The organism is Mesorhizobium sp. M0058, from assembly GCF_040323095.1.
Taxonomy (GTDB): domain Bacteria; phylum Pseudomonadota; class Alphaproteobacteria; order Rhizobiales; family Rhizobiaceae; genus Mesorhizobium.
In genome coordinates, this window is sequence record NZ_JAMYUQ010000017.1 from 91,090 (window position 1) to 105,025 (window position 13,936).

Genomic DNA, 13,936 nt, shown 5'->3' on the forward strand with positions numbered 1-13,936 from the left:
GCGAAGCCGTTCAATCGCGGATGGCCCGGCCTGCCTGCTGCAGCAATTCGAAGGCGGCGAAGCGCTTGTCGTGCCAGGGCACGAGGTCGCCACCGGCCGGGCGATAGATGTCGCCGATGCGCGACATGCCGGTCATCGCCGCGATCACATCGGGAAATTTTTGCGCCGCCACCGCAGCCAATATGGCTGAGCCGAGCAGCACCGGTTCGGGCGAGGTCGAACCGGCGACGGTCAGGCCTGTGGTGTCGGCCAAAAGCTGACGTACCAGCTCGCTTTGCGCCGCACCGCCGCTGACGACGACAGTGTCGATGGCAATGCCTTTTTTGGCCATCGCCGCCAGGATCTGGCGAACGCCGTAGCCGATGCCCAGCAGGCCGGCGACATAGAGCGCGACCAGACTGTCGAGGGACGTGTCCATGCCAAGCCCGGCGATCAGGGCCTTGGACTCAGGATCGGCGAAGGGCGAGCGGTTGCCGAGGAATTCCGGCACGACATGCAGTCCATCGGCTAGGTGCGCTACTGCGGACAGGTCGGCGGACTGTTTCGCCGCCTGCTGACCAAGCCAAGCGGTCAGGCCGAGACCTTCCGCATTGGCTTTTGCGGATGCCTCAGCCGTGGCCGGATGGAAAGCGACGAGGTGGTCGATTGCAGCACCCGCCGCCGATTGCCCGCCTTCATTGAGCCAAAGCCCCGGCACCATCGAGGAAAAATACGGACCCCAGACGCCGGGCACGAAGGCCGGCTCGCTGGTGCTGGCCATGGTGCAGGCCGAAGTGCCGAACACATAGGCCATGCGCGACTGCAAGGTGCCGACCGAGCCCTGCCCGCCAACCGTGCCGACGCCGCCGGCATGGGCATCGATCAGGCCGGCCGCAACCGGCGTTCCCGGCAGCAGGCCGAGATCGGCCGCGGCGGCCTCAGTCAGGCCTTGGGCAAGTGCCGTGCCGCCTTCGACGATTTCGGTGCCGATGCGGGCAAAGCCTTCATCGGCGAGCGCGCCGAGGCCGACGGCACGGAAATAGGCGTCGTCCCAGCGCCGCTCATGGCCGAGATAGGTCCATTTGCAGGTCAGCGTGCAGATCGAGCGGGCCAGGCTGCCGGTCGAGCGCCAGGTCAGATAGTCGGTCAGGTCGAAGAAATGCTCGGCCGCATCGAAGGTGGCGGGCAGGTTCTCGCGCAGCCACAGCAGCTTCGGCGTTTCCATTTCCGGCGAGATGGTGCCGCCGACATAGTCGAGCACGGCGTGCTTGCCGGCATTGATGCGCTGCGCCTGGTCGAGCGCGCGGTGATCCATCCAGACGATGATGTTGCGCTGACTGTCGCCGGAACTGCCGACCTGCAACGGCGCGCCGTCCTTGCCGACCACGACCAGCGAACAGGTGGCGTCGAAGCCGATGCCAGCAATGTCGCGCCCAGCGAGCCCCGACTTGGTCACCGCCTCGCGCACGCTGGCGCAAACCGCACGCCAGATGTCCTCGCTCGACTGTTCGGCGATTTCGCCGGGCTCGATGAACAGAGCGATGTCGCGCTTCGCCGAGGCAAGCATGGTGCCCTTGCTGTCGAATACCCCCGCCCTGGCACTGCCAGTGCCGACATCGATGCCGAGGAAGTGGGACATGGGAACCTCAGAAGTTAGGCAGTAGGCGAGATGGTCAGCAGTGAACGGCCAGTTGCAAGAGCCTCTCCCCATTCCCTACTGCCTAATGCCTACTGCCTCACAAATCATTGCTCTGCGGCAGGATCACCAGATCCCGGATAGTGACATTTCTCGGCCTAGTCAGCATGAACAGCACGGCTTCGGCGACCTCGACCGGTTGAATCAGGCCGCCCTTGGCCAGTTCATCCTCAAGCTTGTCCTTCGGCCAGTCGCTGATCAGCGCTGTCACCACCGGCCCCGGCTGCACCGCGCCGAGGCGCAGGCCGTGCGGGGCGACCTGCCGGCGCACCGTGTGGACGAAGGCCTGCACGGCATGCTTGGAGGCGGTGTAGATCGGCTCCCAGACCACCGGCACCAGTCCGGCGATCGAGGACGTCACGATGATGTCGCCGGTCTTTCGTTCGACCATATGCGGAAGCACGGCGTGTATGGAACGGAACACCGCGTTGATGTTGAGGTTCAGCATGCGGTCCCACACATCGGGGTCGCCTTCGAGCACCGGGCCTCCGACATAGGCGCCGGCATTGGCGTGGAAGATATCGAGCTGGCCGGCCTTGTCCAGGATTTGCGGCATCATCGTCGCGACGCTGGCCGGCTCCATCAGATCGATCACCAGCGGGATCGCGTTGGGACCGAGTTCGGTGCAGACGCTTTTCAGCGCGTCGGCGGCGCGGTCGACGAGCACAACGCGAACGCCGGCGGCAATCAGCGCTCTCGCGCATTCCAGGCCTATGCCCGACGCGGCGCCGGTGATCGCCGCGACCTTTCCACTCAAATCCTGAGCCATTCTATCCTCGTATCGATTGCGGTTGCGTTCAGGCGCGGCCGTGGGAAACCCGCGAGCGGCGTGCCAGGGAGTCGACGATGACCGCAATTGCCAGAACGGCGCCGGTGATCATGTAGCGAAGCGACGATGACAGATCGAGCAAGGTCAGCCCGCTGGCGATCGACTGGATGACGATGATCCCGAGCAGCGCGGAATAGGCGCTGCCACGGCCGCCAAACAGGCTGGTGCCGCCTATGACCGCCGCCGCAATGGCGTTGAGGTTGACGTCGCCGGTGCCGGCCTGCTGGCTGGCAGAGGCCAGCCGCGCCGCCGACAGCACGCCGCCAAGGGCGGCGAACATCGAGCACATGACGAAGGCGCTGAGGTAGATCGAGCGCACCTTGATGCCGGCGCGGCGCGCCGCTTCGCGGTTGCCGCCGACGGCGGTCATCGAGCGGCCCCATTGGGTGCGGGTCAGCGCATAGTTCATCGCCACCACCAGGCCGACGAACAGGCCGAACATCCACGGTATGCCGCGCGCCTGGTTGAGATAGCCGACGATCAGTTCGAGCAGGATGGTCAGGGCGGCGACGCGCACGATGAGGCCGCCGACAGACGGCGCCGACAAATTGACGGCCCGGCGGCGGCTGACGGTGCGCAGGCCGCTGATCAGCATGACGATGCCGGGCAATGCCGCCAGTGCATAGGACAGCCAGTCCGGCATGACCAGCAACTGGCCGAAATTCACCAGGTTCGAGCCATAGGGCAGATTGATCGAGCCGGTGGAGCCCAGAATATACAGCTGCAGGCCGAGCACGGCGAGCAGGCCGGCGAGCGTCGAGACGAAGCTTGGCATGCCGAGCCGGTTGAACAGCAAGGCATAGAGCGCGCCGATGAAACCGCCGACGGCAATTGCGGCGAGGATGGCGAGCGCCACCGGCCAGCCCTGGTTGACCCACAGCGTGCCTACCATGGCCGAGGCAAAGCCGCTGATCGAGCCGACCGACAGGTCGATCTCACCGACCATCAGCACACAGACGATGCCGAGCGCGATGACGCCGACGGTCGAGCAGTCGAACAGGAGATTGACCAGATTGCTCGACGAGACGAAGACCGGATTGAGGGCGGTGAACACGCTCCAGATGATGACCAGGCCGACGATGACCGGCAACGAGCCGAGGTCGCCGGAGCGGACGCGGTCGAAGAAGGCGCTGATGGCGCCACCAACGCCGGCCTGGTGCTTGACGCGCACGTCGCTGCGGTCGAGGGCCGTCGACGAGGAGGTGTCCTGCTTGGGCTCCGCGCTCATGGCCGCTGCTCCTGATTGTTCGCTTGTTCGGCGGCCTTGCGCCGTTCGGCGCGGCGCGACACTGCATTGTTGGCGGCGCCGGTGATGGCGCTGACCAGTTCCTGGTTCGAGGCGTCGGGTTCGAAGACGCCGTTGTTGCGGCCGAGCCTGAGCACGACTATGCGGTCGGCGACGGCGCGCACGTCCTCCATATTGTGACTAATCATCAGCACGCCGAGCCCACGCTCGCGCACCCGGTCGATGAGGTTCAGCACTTCCGCCGTCTGGGCGACGCCAAGAGCGGCGGTCGGCTCGTCGAGGAGGATGACCTTGGGGTCGAGCAGCAGCGAGCGGGCGATCGCCACGGTCTGGCGCTGGCCGCCGGACAGCGAGGCGACCGCCTCGCGGACGCTTGGAATACGCGCCGACAATTCGTTGAGCAGCGTCCAGGCGCGAATTTCCATCGCCACCTCGTCCAGCCGCAGCGGGTTGATCTCCTTGCCGAGAAAGATGTTGGCGACGACGTCGAGGTTTTCGCACAGTGCGAGATCCTGGAAGACGGTGGCGATGCCGAGCGTCAGCGCGGCGCTCGGGTCGGGCATCGTCACTTGCCTGCCGCGGAAATTGATGGTGCCCGAGCTCGGCTGGTGGACGCCGGCCAGAATCTTGACCAGCGTCGACTTGCCGGCGCCATTGTCGCCGACCAGCGCCACCACCTCGCCGGCATGGACATCGAGATCGATATCGGTGAGCGCCGAAACGGCGCCGAAATTCTTCGAGATGCCGCGCAGGCTGAGCACCAGCTCGCCTGCCGAAACCGGTCCGTCAGAGATGTCAGACATGGTGGCAAACCTTTCCGGATGGGCGGTCAAGAGTGACTGCGAACTTCCGGCCACCGCAAGGGCGGCCGGAAAGCAGGATCAGGATTCTAGGTCATCCTTTTATGCATGTCGTTATCCCAAAACCGCTGCGCGATTTTGGGCGACCTGCATTGTCACTTTGTAATGCCGAGCTTCTTGCAACCTTCGGCGTAGCGGTCGACGCAAAGCTCTTCGGCGGTGTTGATCTTCTTGTCGATGATCTCGGCCTTTAGGTTTTCCTGCGTCACCACCGCCGGCGTGAACAGCTGCGAAGGAGTGTCGTAGAGGGTCATTTCGGCCTTCGGCGTCTCGCCCGACAGAAGCTGGACGGCGACGTTGGCGGCAGCCGCCGCAACGATCTCGCTCGGCTTGGAGATGGTGTTGTACTGATCGCCGGCGATGATCAGCTGCAGTGCGGCGATCGTCGCGTCGTTGCCGGTCACCGGCGGCACCGGATCGACACCGGCGGCCTTGAAAGCGGCGAGGGCGCCACCACCGGTGCCGTCATTGGCCGCAACGACGCCGACGATCTGCGTGGAGAAGCGGGTGATCTGGCCGCTTGCCCATTGCTGCGCCTTCGGCGGCGCCCATTCCGGCGTGTCGTATTCGGCAAGGATCTTGTAGCCGCTGTTGTCGAGGCTGGAATGGATGCCCTTCTTGATCAGCCCTGCGGCCGCGTCGGTCGGCGATCCGTTGATCTGCAGCAGGCCGCCGCTGGCCGGGTCGACCTTCAGCGCCTTGAGGTGTTCGACGAGCGAGTCGGCAATGGCCTTGCCGATGCCTTCATTGTTGAACGAGACGTAGAAGTCGGCAGGTGCAGTCGGGATCGGGCGATCATAGGCGATGACCTTGACGCCCTGGCTCTGCGCCAGCTTGACCAGCGAGGCGGCGGCGGTCGAGTCGACAGGGTCAAGCACGATCGCCTTGGCGCCCTGCGAGATTACCGAGTTGAACTGCTGCTGCTGGCGCGAGGCGTCGGCATCGGCGTTCTGGTAGATCACCTTGCAGCCGGGGCAGAGTTTTTTCATCTCGGCGACGAAGCCGGGATAGTCGTGCTGCTCGTAGCGCGTCGAGGCCTGGTCGGGCATCAAGAAGGCGACCGTGGCGTCGGTAACCGGGGCGGCAAAGGCAGCGGTGCCGCCAAGAAGAGACAGAGTGAGCGCAATGGCTCCCGTCGATTTCCAGGCAAATCTGGTCATTTTGATAGCTCCGTTTCAAGGAATGGTTTCATGAAGCCCTGGACACCACATGGCGCCGGGCCTTGACTGCAGTCGGCTGTTGCGAGGAACAACGGAGCACTTGATCCGTGCTGCGCATCCCCTTGATATCCCTGGATTTCGGGACAAGCGATCTCCAGCACGGGGCGCCTCCAACGCACCCCGCGTTCTTACCTCAGTAAACGTCTAGGCTCCTCCCGGTCCTCCCTGTTAGGCGGCAATCTCCGCGCTGATGTTTTCCGCCAGCAGGGCCCTGAAGCGCGAAGGCGACATGCCTTTCTGGGTCAGGAACTGGCGGTTGAAATTCGAGATGTTGTTGTAGCCGGCGGCATAGCAGATCTCGGTGATCGGCATGTCGGCCTCGCTCATCAGCAACTGGCAGGCAAGGTTGATGCGCAGCCGGTTGACATACTGCACCAGCGCCATGCCGGTATGGCGGCGGAAGCTGCGCGAAAACGCGCTCGGGCTGCGGCCGGCGATCGCCGCCAGATCGCTTTCGCTGAACGGCTCGGTCAGGTTGGCGTTGATATAGGCAAGCGCCTTGTTGACGCCGGCCGACATGAAGCCTGAGGGATCCGGCAGATAGCTGGCGCTGGTCAGCGTCCGCACATCGGCGGCGCGGCTCAGAATGTCGATGAGCTCCATGAACAAAGCGATGCGGCGAACGCCTTGCGCCTCGACCAGTTCGGCCAGCACAGGTGCGGCGAGCTTGGCGGTAGCGGTGGAGAACAGCGCGCCGCGGCGGCTGAGCTCGAGAATGTTTTCACAACCGGCAAGTTCCGGCAACGCGGCGGTGGCGTCGGCAATGAACTCTTGCGAGAACTGCACGACGCGGCCGCGCAGCGGCACGCTGGCGCCTGCCGGCACGTCGCTGACCCAGTTGTGCGGCAGGTTCGGGCCGGTGAGCACGAGATTGCCGGGCTCGAACTCGCCGATGAAGTCACCGACGAAATAATGGCCCGTGGTGGCGACGACGTGATGGATTTCGTATTCGGGGTGGAAGTGCCAGCGCACCGTGTGGAAGGGGTAGCCGTGGGCCCAGGCCTTGAACGACTCGCCGCGTCTGATCTGGACGACTTCCAAGTCCGGATTCATGTCAGTTCCTCCCGGCGCCGGTCCGGTCATGCGACCAGTTGCAGTGCCATCTCCCGCAGGCCGCGTTTGCCGCTCTCTGCAGTGATCGAAGCTTAGGCGGCAATTCATGCAGCCGCCACCACGGTGTGTCCACCTCACTGATACTTTTTTGACGTTTTTGTGGTCAAGGCGATACGTATGCGAGTACGCGGGAGAGATCAGGCCCCGCTTGCGAGACGGTGACGACGCAAACGATGTCGCCGGCGGCGAGAGCTGGTCGCTCGATTTCGGCTCCGTCACAGTGACAATATGCAAAGGGAGCGGATCGGCATGACAAGGACGTTCACCTACTCCGGCAGCCCTGCGCATATTGTCTTCGGCAATGGCGCGTCGTCCGAGGTGGGCACCTGGATCGAAAAACTCGGCTGCAATCGCGCGCTGGTGCTGTCGACGCCGCATCGGGCTGCCGACGGCGAGGCGCTTGCCAAGTCCCTCGGCGCGCTGGCGGCCGGCACCTTTTCGGGCGCCGCCATGCACACGCCGGTCGAGGTAACCCAAACGGCAATGGCCAAGGCGACCGAGGTCAAGGCTGACTGCGTTGTCGCGCTTGGCGGCGGCTCTACCACCGGTCTCGGCAAGGCGATCGCCTGGCGCACCGACCTGCCGCAGATCGTCATCCCGACCACCTATGCCGGCTCGGAGGTGACGCCGATCCTCGGTCAGACCGAGAACGGCGAAAAAACCACAATGCGTGACGCAAGGATCCTGCCGGAAGTGGTGATCTACGATCCAGAGCTGACCGTCGGCCTGCCGATAGCGATGAGCGTCGCGTCAGGACTCAACGCCGTGGCGCACGCGGCCGAAGCGCTTTACGCGCAGGATCGCCATCCGATTTCCACCCTGATGGCGAAAGAAGGATTGCGCGCCATGACGGCGGCGCTGCCGGTGTTGACCAAGGAGCCTGGAAATATCGATGCACGCAGCGATGCGCTTTACGGCGCCTGGCTGTGCGGTACGGTGCTCGGCGCCGTCGGCATGGCGCTGCATCACAAGATCTGTCACACGCTGGGCGGCTCTTTCGACATGCCGCATGCCGAGACCCATGCGGTGATGTTGCCGCACACGATCGGCTTCAACGCCGTCGCGGTGCCCGACTCGTTGAAGCCGGTCGCCGACTTGTTTGGCGGCAGTGCGGGCGGCGGTCTCCACGATTTCGCCAAGGCGGTCGGCGCGCCCCTTACATTGAAAGAACTCGGCCTCATGCAGGCCGATCTCGACCGCGCCGCTGAGATCGCGACCAGGAACCCATACTGGAATCCGCGGCCTTTCGACCGCGCCGCAATCCGCGCCCTGTTGCAGGACGCGTGGGAGGGAAGGCGTCCGCAAAACTGACGGCAACAAGCAAGGAACTTACCCGCCGCGAATTCATCAGGATACCGCCACGAGTGGCTCCGCCTGATCGGCGCAGGCCGCTCACGCATATGTGCGCGTGAAAAACTGAGCGGCTCAACAAGCCCATTGACATCAGCCGTATTTTCGACGCAAACGTTATATTGTTACTGTTATACAGTTACACAGCCCGCCTCTCCGGCGACATACCTTTCAGACTGCAAGGAGACCACGGATGCGTCGCATTCCCTTTCTCGCCGCGCTGCTCGTCGCGGTGCCGCTTTTGACCGGCACGGCTGCCCGCGCCGAAGACAAGCTGACCATCGTGGCAGCCGAGAATTTCTATGGCGATCTTGCCCGCCAGATCGGCGGCAGCAACGTCACGGTCACCAGCATCCTGGCCAATCCCGACGACGATCCGCATCTGTTCGAGACCAGCCCGTCGACGGCGCGCACCATCGCCGACGCCAAGATCGTCATCTACAACGGCGCCGACTACGATCCGTGGATGGACAAGCTGCTGTCGGCCTCGACAGCCAAGGATCGCACGACCATCGTCGCCGCCGACCTGATCGGCAAGAAGTCGGGCGACAACCCGCATCTGTGGTACGACCCGGCGACGCTGCCGGCCATCGCCAAGGCGCTGAGCGCCGATCTTGCCAAACGCGATCCGGCCAATGCGGTGCACTACGAGGCGAACCTGAAGGCATTCCAGACCTCGCTCGAGGCCATTGACAAGGAAATCGCCGACGTCAAGAAGACGTACGCTGGCACCGAGGTGACGGCTACCGAGCCGGTCTTCGGCTACATGGCGGAAGCGCTCGGTCTCAAGATGCTGAACTACGATTTCCAGGTGGCCTTGATGAACGATGCGGAGCCGAGCGCCACGCAGGTGGCGGCGTTCGAAAACAGCCTGAAGGACGGCTCGGCCAAGATCCTGTTCTACAATTCGCAGGTGACCGACGAGGCAACGACAAGGCTGCTCGACATCGCCAGGCAGAATAAGGTCACGGTCATCGGCGTCACCGAGACGGAACCGGCGGGCCAGACGATCCAGACCTGGTTCGGCGGCCAGATCGACGCGGTTCAGAAGGCGCTCGCCGCCCGCACACAATGAACGTGACTGCGAATGAATGTGACTAAATGAACGCAATCGAATTCGACAAAGTCACGCTGACCTATGGGGGACGCCGGGTTTTATCCGACGTCTCCTTTTCTCTACCGCAAGGCGCCTTTGTCGGCCTGCTCGGCGCCAATGGCGCCGGCAAGACGACGATGCTGCGCGCCATTCTCGGCCTGATCAAACCGGCCGGCGGCGCCATTTCGGTGCTTGGCAAATCGCCGACGCGCGGCAACGCCGACATCGGCTATATGCCGCAGGCGCGGCGCGCGCTTGGCGATGTCGGCGTCAGCGGCCTCGACTTCGTGCTGAGTGCCGCCGGCGGGCATCGCTGGGGCTGGCCCGTCGCATCGGCTGCCGAGAAGGAGGCGGCGTGGAAGGCTCTTGAAGAGGTGGGCGCCGGCGACCTTGCGCGGCGGCCGCTGGGCGAGCTTTCCGGTGGCGAGCGCCAGCGCATCCTGATCGCGCAATCGTTGATCGGCAATCCGCAACTGCTTTTGCTCGACGAGCCGCTGATCAGCCTCGATGCGGGCCATCAGCGCGCGATCATCGACCTGGTGCATCAGATCGGCGAACGGCTCGGCATTGCCGTGCTGTTCTGCTCGCACGAGATCAACCCGCTGCTGCGCGCCGTCGACCGCGTGCTCTATCTCGGCAACCGCAAGGCGGCGATCGGTTCCGTCGACGAGGTCATCAGCGGTCCGGTGCTGTCGAAACTCTACGGCACGCATATCAATGTGGTGCGGGTTGCCGGCCGCATCTTCGTCATGGCCGACGATGTCGAACTGGAGAGCGGGGCGCATGTCCACGATCTTTGACTATGAATTCATGCGCAACGCCTTCTATGCCTGCACCATCGTCGGCATCGTTTCGGGCGCGGTCGGCTATTTCCTCGTGCTTCGGGGCCAGACCTTCGCCGGTCATGCGCTCTCCCATGTCGGCTTTCCGGGCGCCACCGGCGCCGGCCTGATCGGGCTGTCGCCGTTTCTCGGCCTCACCGTGTTTACCGTCGCCGCCGGCATCGGCATCGGCCTGCTCGGCGAACGCGCGCATCGCGACGTCGCCATCGGCATCGTTTTGACGCTGTCGCTCGGCCTGGGCTTGCTGTTCCTGCATTTCTACACCGCCTTCGCCTCGCAGGCGACCAACGTGCTGTTCGGCAATGTGCTGGGCATCAGCCTGCGCACCGTTATCGTGCTTGCGGTGCTGGCGGTGGCGATCCTTGTCGCGCTTTTGCTGATCGCGCGGCCGCTGCTGTTCGCCAGCCTGCAGCCGGAACTCGCCGAAGCGCGCGGCGTGCCCCTCACTCTTGTCTCGACCCTGTTCATGGTGCTGGTCGCCGTCGCCACGTCCGAGGCGGTGCAGATCGTCGGCGTGCTGCTCGTCTTCGCGCTGATGGTGGCGCCTGCAGCCACCGCGCTCAGGCTTACCAGCGGCGTCGGAGCCGGCGTGCTGACGTCCATCGCGCTTGCCGTGATCATCGCCTGGATCAGCCTGACGCTCGCCTTCCTGACCGACTGGCCGACGAGCTTCTGGATCACGGCGCTGGGCGCGGCGGCCTATGTCGTCAGCGGCATGGTCCGGCGCCCGTCGGTCCGAGAGACTCAGAGCGCCGACGCCGGCCCCTGAGGCTTGCCCTCCGGCGGGTCGATCGGGCCGGCTGGAGTGCAAAACTGACGTGAGGGAAATACACCCAAAAAAAGTCAGGTTTACAAACCGGCTCCTGAAACGTTTCAGCCGGGAAAGACAAATTCATCCAATCGCCTAGATCGCGACCTCTGTCGCGCCAAAGGGCCGCTCCGGAGCGGCCGGAACACCCGGAAAACCGCCATTTCAAGCGCATTTTGCAGCGGCGAGAGGCTTGCGCGAGGCCGGCTGGAAAGCTGGCCGGGAGGCGCAAAAGGGACCTCCCGCGGCCATTGCGGGCGGCGTTGACAGACCGCGGTGCTGCATGCGTATAGCAAGCCATGGGTCACGCCATGGCCGTGGCGGTTGAGACGGGGCTGGGGGGTTTCGTAACAACAGCATTGACGGCCCGGCGCCGGACGGGCGGCATGCACTCTCGAAGTGCGCCGCTCGCTCTTGGCTGACGCGCCGGCGACCCGGCAGCAGTCCTGGCCTGCGTTCTCCCGACCAGGCTCCGCAGAACGCCATCGTCTCAGCTTTTCGATCCGCATCGGTTCGAAGCGAACGAGGTGACGCCCTCTTAACCGATATTCGCTTCGCTACGTCCCCCTCCCCCTGCTGGGCGAGGGGGACGCTGGCGATGAACCGCGCCGGCCGACGTGTATCGGCACCGATCAGACACTCCTGACGACGCGATCAAGCAAGCCTGACGACGAAGTGCTTGGTTACCGGCTCGATGATCTGCCAGGTGCCCTTGAAATCGGCTTCGACCACGAACGCATCGCCCGGACCGACCTCGACCGGCGTGCCGCCATCGGGCGTGATGATGATGCGGCCGGCGATCATGTGCACGAACTCATAGTCGGTGTAGGTGGCGTGATAAGTGCCGGGCGAGGCCCGCCAGGTGCCCGACAGCACCTTGCCATCGGCGGTGGTGTGCTGCACGGCGGTCTGCATGGTCGGCCGGCCCGCCACAACGATCCAGCCCGGCAAGTCGCCGCCCTCGGCATGCTCGACAGCGCCGAATTTGAAAATGGTGGTGTTGGTCATGGGAGGCTCCGTTTGAATTGCATGGCTGCCGGTTGGATAGCCGATGCGTGTGACGGGGGCAACGCAAGGGCCGACCCCGGATGTCGGAGATTTGGCGAAGGAGGCGGTGGCCGCGCGTGGAGCGCCTGCCTGCATCGCCGCCAGCGCCGCGCAGCCGTCCACGGCGCGCGCGGCCGGCTGTATTCTCTCCTTTGAGACGGTAACGCCGAAGGCCTGCGTGTTCGGCAACAAGGACGCCGGGCGGTCGATTGCGCTGTTCGGCGATTCGCATGCCGACCACTGGTCGACGCCGCTGATCGAGGCCGCCGAGAAGAACGACACCAAGGTCGTCACCTGGCTCAAATCCGGCTGCCGCGCCTCGCGGGTGACGGTATGGGCGACCAAGCTGAAGCGGAACTACACCGAATGCGATCAATGGCGCGCGCAATCGATCCGGCAGATCATCGCCGCGCGGCCGAACCTGGTGGTGATCTCGGAGATCGCGCTGGACAGCCTGGACAAGATGTCGGCCGGCACGCAGGCGCCCGTCAGCCAGGATGCCGAAGGCGCGCCGGCCTGCACGCGACGCTCACCGCGTTCAGCCAGGCCCGGGCTGAAGGTTGCCGTCATCCGCGACGTGCCGTTCAGCGACGATCATGTCGACACCTGCGTGTCGCGCGCGCTGTGGCGCGGCGAAAAGCCGTCGCTGTGCGACCAGAAGCGCACCGAAGCCGCCAACGACGCCAACGCGGCGGTGGAGCGCAGCATCGTGCGCGCCGTGCCCGGCGCCAGCTACATCGACATGACCAACCAGTTCTGCGACGCCAGAACCTGCCACGTCTTCATCAACGGCAAGATCGCCTACCGCGACCAGCATCACCTGGCGACACCGTTCGCGGAGACGCTGGAGCCGGCGGTGGAGAGGGCGCTGTTTTAGGGGGTGCCATCTTGACAACTATCGCTTGGCGGCAAGTGTCCTAGCCGTTCGTAGAACTCGCGCTGGCTTTCCGAGAACATTTGCGAAAGAGGGCGACCGAGGTCCTGGACCTTGTCGAACGACAGCCATAACCCTTTCGGATTCTGGAATTGTTTCCCTAGATGTCGGCGGATCGCATCCGCGCAGAAAAACCAGAGGCTTGTTTGATCGGAGAGTACCCTCCCCGCATGAGACGCCTCCAGTATCAGACGCTCGGCCGGTCCCCTCAGCGCCCGGTCAGTCATCAGATCCATAGCGGTCTTGTCAGCATGAATCAGGTGACTGGCCATTCCATACATGTGGAGCAGCACCTTGATGTCTCCCAATGCATATTCACCGTCGGGAAGCTTGCTTAGAGATTCGATAATTTCCGAGAACGACCAACGCTGTTCGATGGCCTTGCGCTCCGATTTCGACCTCTTGTCGTCCGGGTTGAAAAATTTGGGATCACGCAAGGCGGAGAATACCGCCGACGACGCGCTGTCGGTTTTTTTAAAAAGCTTTTCGGGAAACTCAGCTATCCTTGCAGTCTTTCGCGCATGTATTGCCTCAAAGTCGAGCCAGAATTCCGTCGCCAGGGCTTTCCGTTTCGAAACATCCGACAGGCAAATGTAGACGATTTTTGCCGTTGTCTCGTAGAAGGATCTAAGGATGATTTCTGCATCCCATACATAGCCCCAACTGACCAGCATCGATACGGCCTGACTCCGGCCGGATAGGTAGTGAACCAATGCTCTAAGCGTGTGCGTTACCTCGTCGCTTTCTGCCAACTGATCGCCCAGCAGTCCGTCGATTTCGGAGACAATTGCCGAGATTGATGCCAGGTTTGCTTCCTGAAGCTCGGACAGTGAAATGCGCCGCGAGGCGCGGTCGTCGTTCATCGGAAGCTCTCCGCAACAGGCATTCTAAACCTATCGTAATTTTTCACCGCGCA

13 protein-coding genes are annotated in these 13,936 nt (G+C 63.9%); 5 read left to right on the top strand and 8 right to left on the bottom strand.

What is annotated here, in order from left to right; genetic code table 11:
- Window positions 1-10: 10 nt before the first annotated feature.
- The 6 genes from NKJ75_RS26520 to NKJ75_RS26545 all read right to left on the bottom strand — a co-directional run bounded on the left by NKJ75_RS26520 (window position 11) and on the right by NKJ75_RS26545 (window position 6,883).
- The gene (locus NKJ75_RS26520) at window positions 11-1,618 is read right to left on the bottom strand and encodes an FGGY-family carbohydrate kinase (protein ID WP_352500375.1); all 1,608 of its coding nucleotides are present in this window, start codon (window positions 1,616-1,618) and stop codon (window positions 11-13) included.
- Between the two features lie 97 nt (window positions 1,619-1,715).
- Complete coding sequence (locus NKJ75_RS26525) at window positions 1,716-2,444, bottom strand: SDR family oxidoreductase (RefSeq protein WP_023735452.1); 729 nt, start codon at window positions 2,442-2,444, stop codon at window positions 1,716-1,718.
- A 28-nt stretch (window positions 2,445-2,472) separates the two neighbouring features.
- Window positions 2,473-3,732, bottom strand: coding sequence for a sugar ABC transporter permease (locus NKJ75_RS26530; RefSeq protein ID WP_023672500.1), 1,260 nt, complete (start codon window positions 3,730-3,732; stop codon window positions 2,473-2,475).
- Window positions 3,729-4,553, bottom strand: coding sequence for an ATP-binding cassette domain-containing protein (locus NKJ75_RS26535; RefSeq protein WP_023715131.1), 825 nt, complete (start codon window positions 4,551-4,553; stop codon window positions 3,729-3,731). Before NKJ75_RS26535 ends, NKJ75_RS26530 begins: the two co-directional genes overlap by 4 nt.
- Window positions 4,554-4,705: 152 nt before the next feature.
- On the bottom strand, window positions 4,706-5,770 hold the full coding sequence (locus tag NKJ75_RS26540; RefSeq protein WP_352500376.1) for an ABC transporter substrate-binding protein: 1,065 nt from the start codon (window positions 5,768-5,770) through the stop codon (window positions 4,706-4,708).
- 228 nt (window positions 5,771-5,998) lie between these two features.
- Window positions 5,999-6,883 (bottom strand): AraC family transcriptional regulator, encoded by an 885-nt coding sequence (locus NKJ75_RS26545; protein ID WP_023672497.1) that lies wholly within the window; start codon window positions 6,881-6,883, stop codon window positions 5,999-6,001.
- A 309-nt stretch (window positions 6,884-7,192) separates the two neighbouring features.
- Here NKJ75_RS26545 and NKJ75_RS26550 point away from each other — a divergent pair, with 309 nt between their 5' ends.
- The 4 genes from NKJ75_RS26550 (at window position 7,193) to NKJ75_RS26565 (ending at window position 11,000) form a co-directional block, all read left to right on the top strand.
- A complete protein-coding gene (locus tag NKJ75_RS26550) occupies window positions 7,193-8,254 on the top strand; it encodes a maleylacetate reductase (protein WP_352500377.1) in 1,062 nt (353 codons plus the stop codon).
- A 232-nt stretch (window positions 8,255-8,486) separates the two neighbouring features.
- Window positions 8,487-9,368, top strand: a complete 882-nt coding sequence (locus NKJ75_RS26555; RefSeq protein WP_023672495.1) for a metal ABC transporter solute-binding protein, Zn/Mn family — start codon at window positions 8,487-8,489, stop codon at window positions 9,366-9,368.
- A gap of 26 nt (window positions 9,369-9,394) precedes the next feature.
- Window positions 9,395-10,189: a metal ABC transporter ATP-binding protein gene (locus NKJ75_RS26560; RefSeq protein WP_023685455.1), complete on the top strand. Its 795-nt coding sequence runs from the start codon at window positions 9,395-9,397 to the stop codon at window positions 10,187-10,189.
- Entirely contained in the window at window positions 10,173-11,000 is an 828-nt protein-coding gene (locus tag NKJ75_RS26565) for a metal ABC transporter permease (protein WP_023685454.1), read from the top strand. The genes NKJ75_RS26560 and NKJ75_RS26565 overlap by 17 nt, the downstream gene beginning before the upstream one ends.
- A gap of 693 nt (window positions 11,001-11,693) precedes the next feature.
- On the opposite strand, the gene NKJ75_RS26570 is transcribed toward NKJ75_RS26565, so the two are convergent.
- Entirely contained in the window at window positions 11,694-12,047 is a 354-nt protein-coding gene (locus tag NKJ75_RS26570) for a cupin domain-containing protein (RefSeq protein ID WP_352500378.1), read from the bottom strand.
- Window positions 12,048-12,090: 43 nt separating this feature from the next.
- On the opposite strand from NKJ75_RS26570, the gene NKJ75_RS26575 reads away from it, so the two are divergent.
- On the top strand, window positions 12,091-12,963 hold the full coding sequence (locus NKJ75_RS26575; protein ID WP_352500379.1) for an SGNH hydrolase domain-containing protein: 873 nt from the start codon (window positions 12,091-12,093) through the stop codon (window positions 12,961-12,963).
- Here the strand turns inward: NKJ75_RS26575 and NKJ75_RS26580 are convergent.
- A complete protein-coding gene (locus tag NKJ75_RS26580; protein WP_352500380.1) occupies window positions 12,960-13,883 on the bottom strand; it encodes a DUF5677 domain-containing protein in 924 nt (307 codons plus the stop codon). The two genes, NKJ75_RS26575 and NKJ75_RS26580, sit on opposite strands and share 4 nt — an antisense overlap.
- Window positions 13,884-13,936 lie beyond the last annotated feature (53 nt).

Excerpts from the sequence above, each read along its gene's own strand:
- NKJ75_RS26520 (WP_352500375.1), bottom strand. The coding sequence starts at position 1,618 with ATGTCCCACTTCCTCGGCATCGATGTCGGCACTGGCAGTGCCAGGGCG.
- NKJ75_RS26525 (WP_023735452.1), bottom strand. The coding sequence starts at position 2,444 with ATGGCTCAGGATTTGAGTGGAAAGGTCGCGGCGATCACCGGCGCCGCG.
- NKJ75_RS26530 (WP_023672500.1), bottom strand. The coding sequence starts at position 3,732 with ATGAGCGCGGAGCCCAAGCAGGACACCTCCTCGTCGACGGCCCTCGAC.
- NKJ75_RS26535 (WP_023715131.1), bottom strand. The coding sequence starts at position 4,553 with ATGTCTGACATCTCTGACGGACCGGTTTCGGCAGGCGAGCTGGTGCTC.
- NKJ75_RS26540 (WP_352500376.1), bottom strand. The coding sequence starts at position 5,770 with ATGACCAGATTTGCCTGGAAATCGACGGGAGCCATTGCGCTCACTCTG.
- NKJ75_RS26545 (WP_023672497.1), bottom strand. The coding sequence starts at position 6,883 with ATGAATCCGGACTTGGAAGTCGTCCAGATCAGACGCGGCGAGTCGTTC.
- NKJ75_RS26550 (WP_352500377.1), top strand. The coding sequence starts at position 7,193 with ATGACAAGGACGTTCACCTACTCCGGCAGCCCTGCGCATATTGTCTTC.
- NKJ75_RS26555 (WP_023672495.1), top strand. The coding sequence starts at position 8,487 with ATGCGTCGCATTCCCTTTCTCGCCGCGCTGCTCGTCGCGGTGCCGCTT.
- NKJ75_RS26560 (WP_023685455.1), top strand. The coding sequence starts at position 9,395 with ATGAACGCAATCGAATTCGACAAAGTCACGCTGACCTATGGGGGACGC.
- NKJ75_RS26565 (WP_023685454.1), top strand. The coding sequence starts at position 10,173 with ATGTCCACGATCTTTGACTATGAATTCATGCGCAACGCCTTCTATGCC.
- NKJ75_RS26570 (WP_352500378.1), bottom strand. The coding sequence starts at position 12,047 with ATGACCAACACCACCATTTTCAAATTCGGCGCTGTCGAGCATGCCGAG.
- NKJ75_RS26575 (WP_352500379.1), top strand. The coding sequence starts at position 12,091 with ATGCGTGTGACGGGGGCAACGCAAGGGCCGACCCCGGATGTCGGAGAT.
- NKJ75_RS26580 (WP_352500380.1), bottom strand. The coding sequence starts at position 13,883 with ATGAACGACGACCGCGCCTCGCGGCGCATTTCACTGTCCGAGCTTCAG.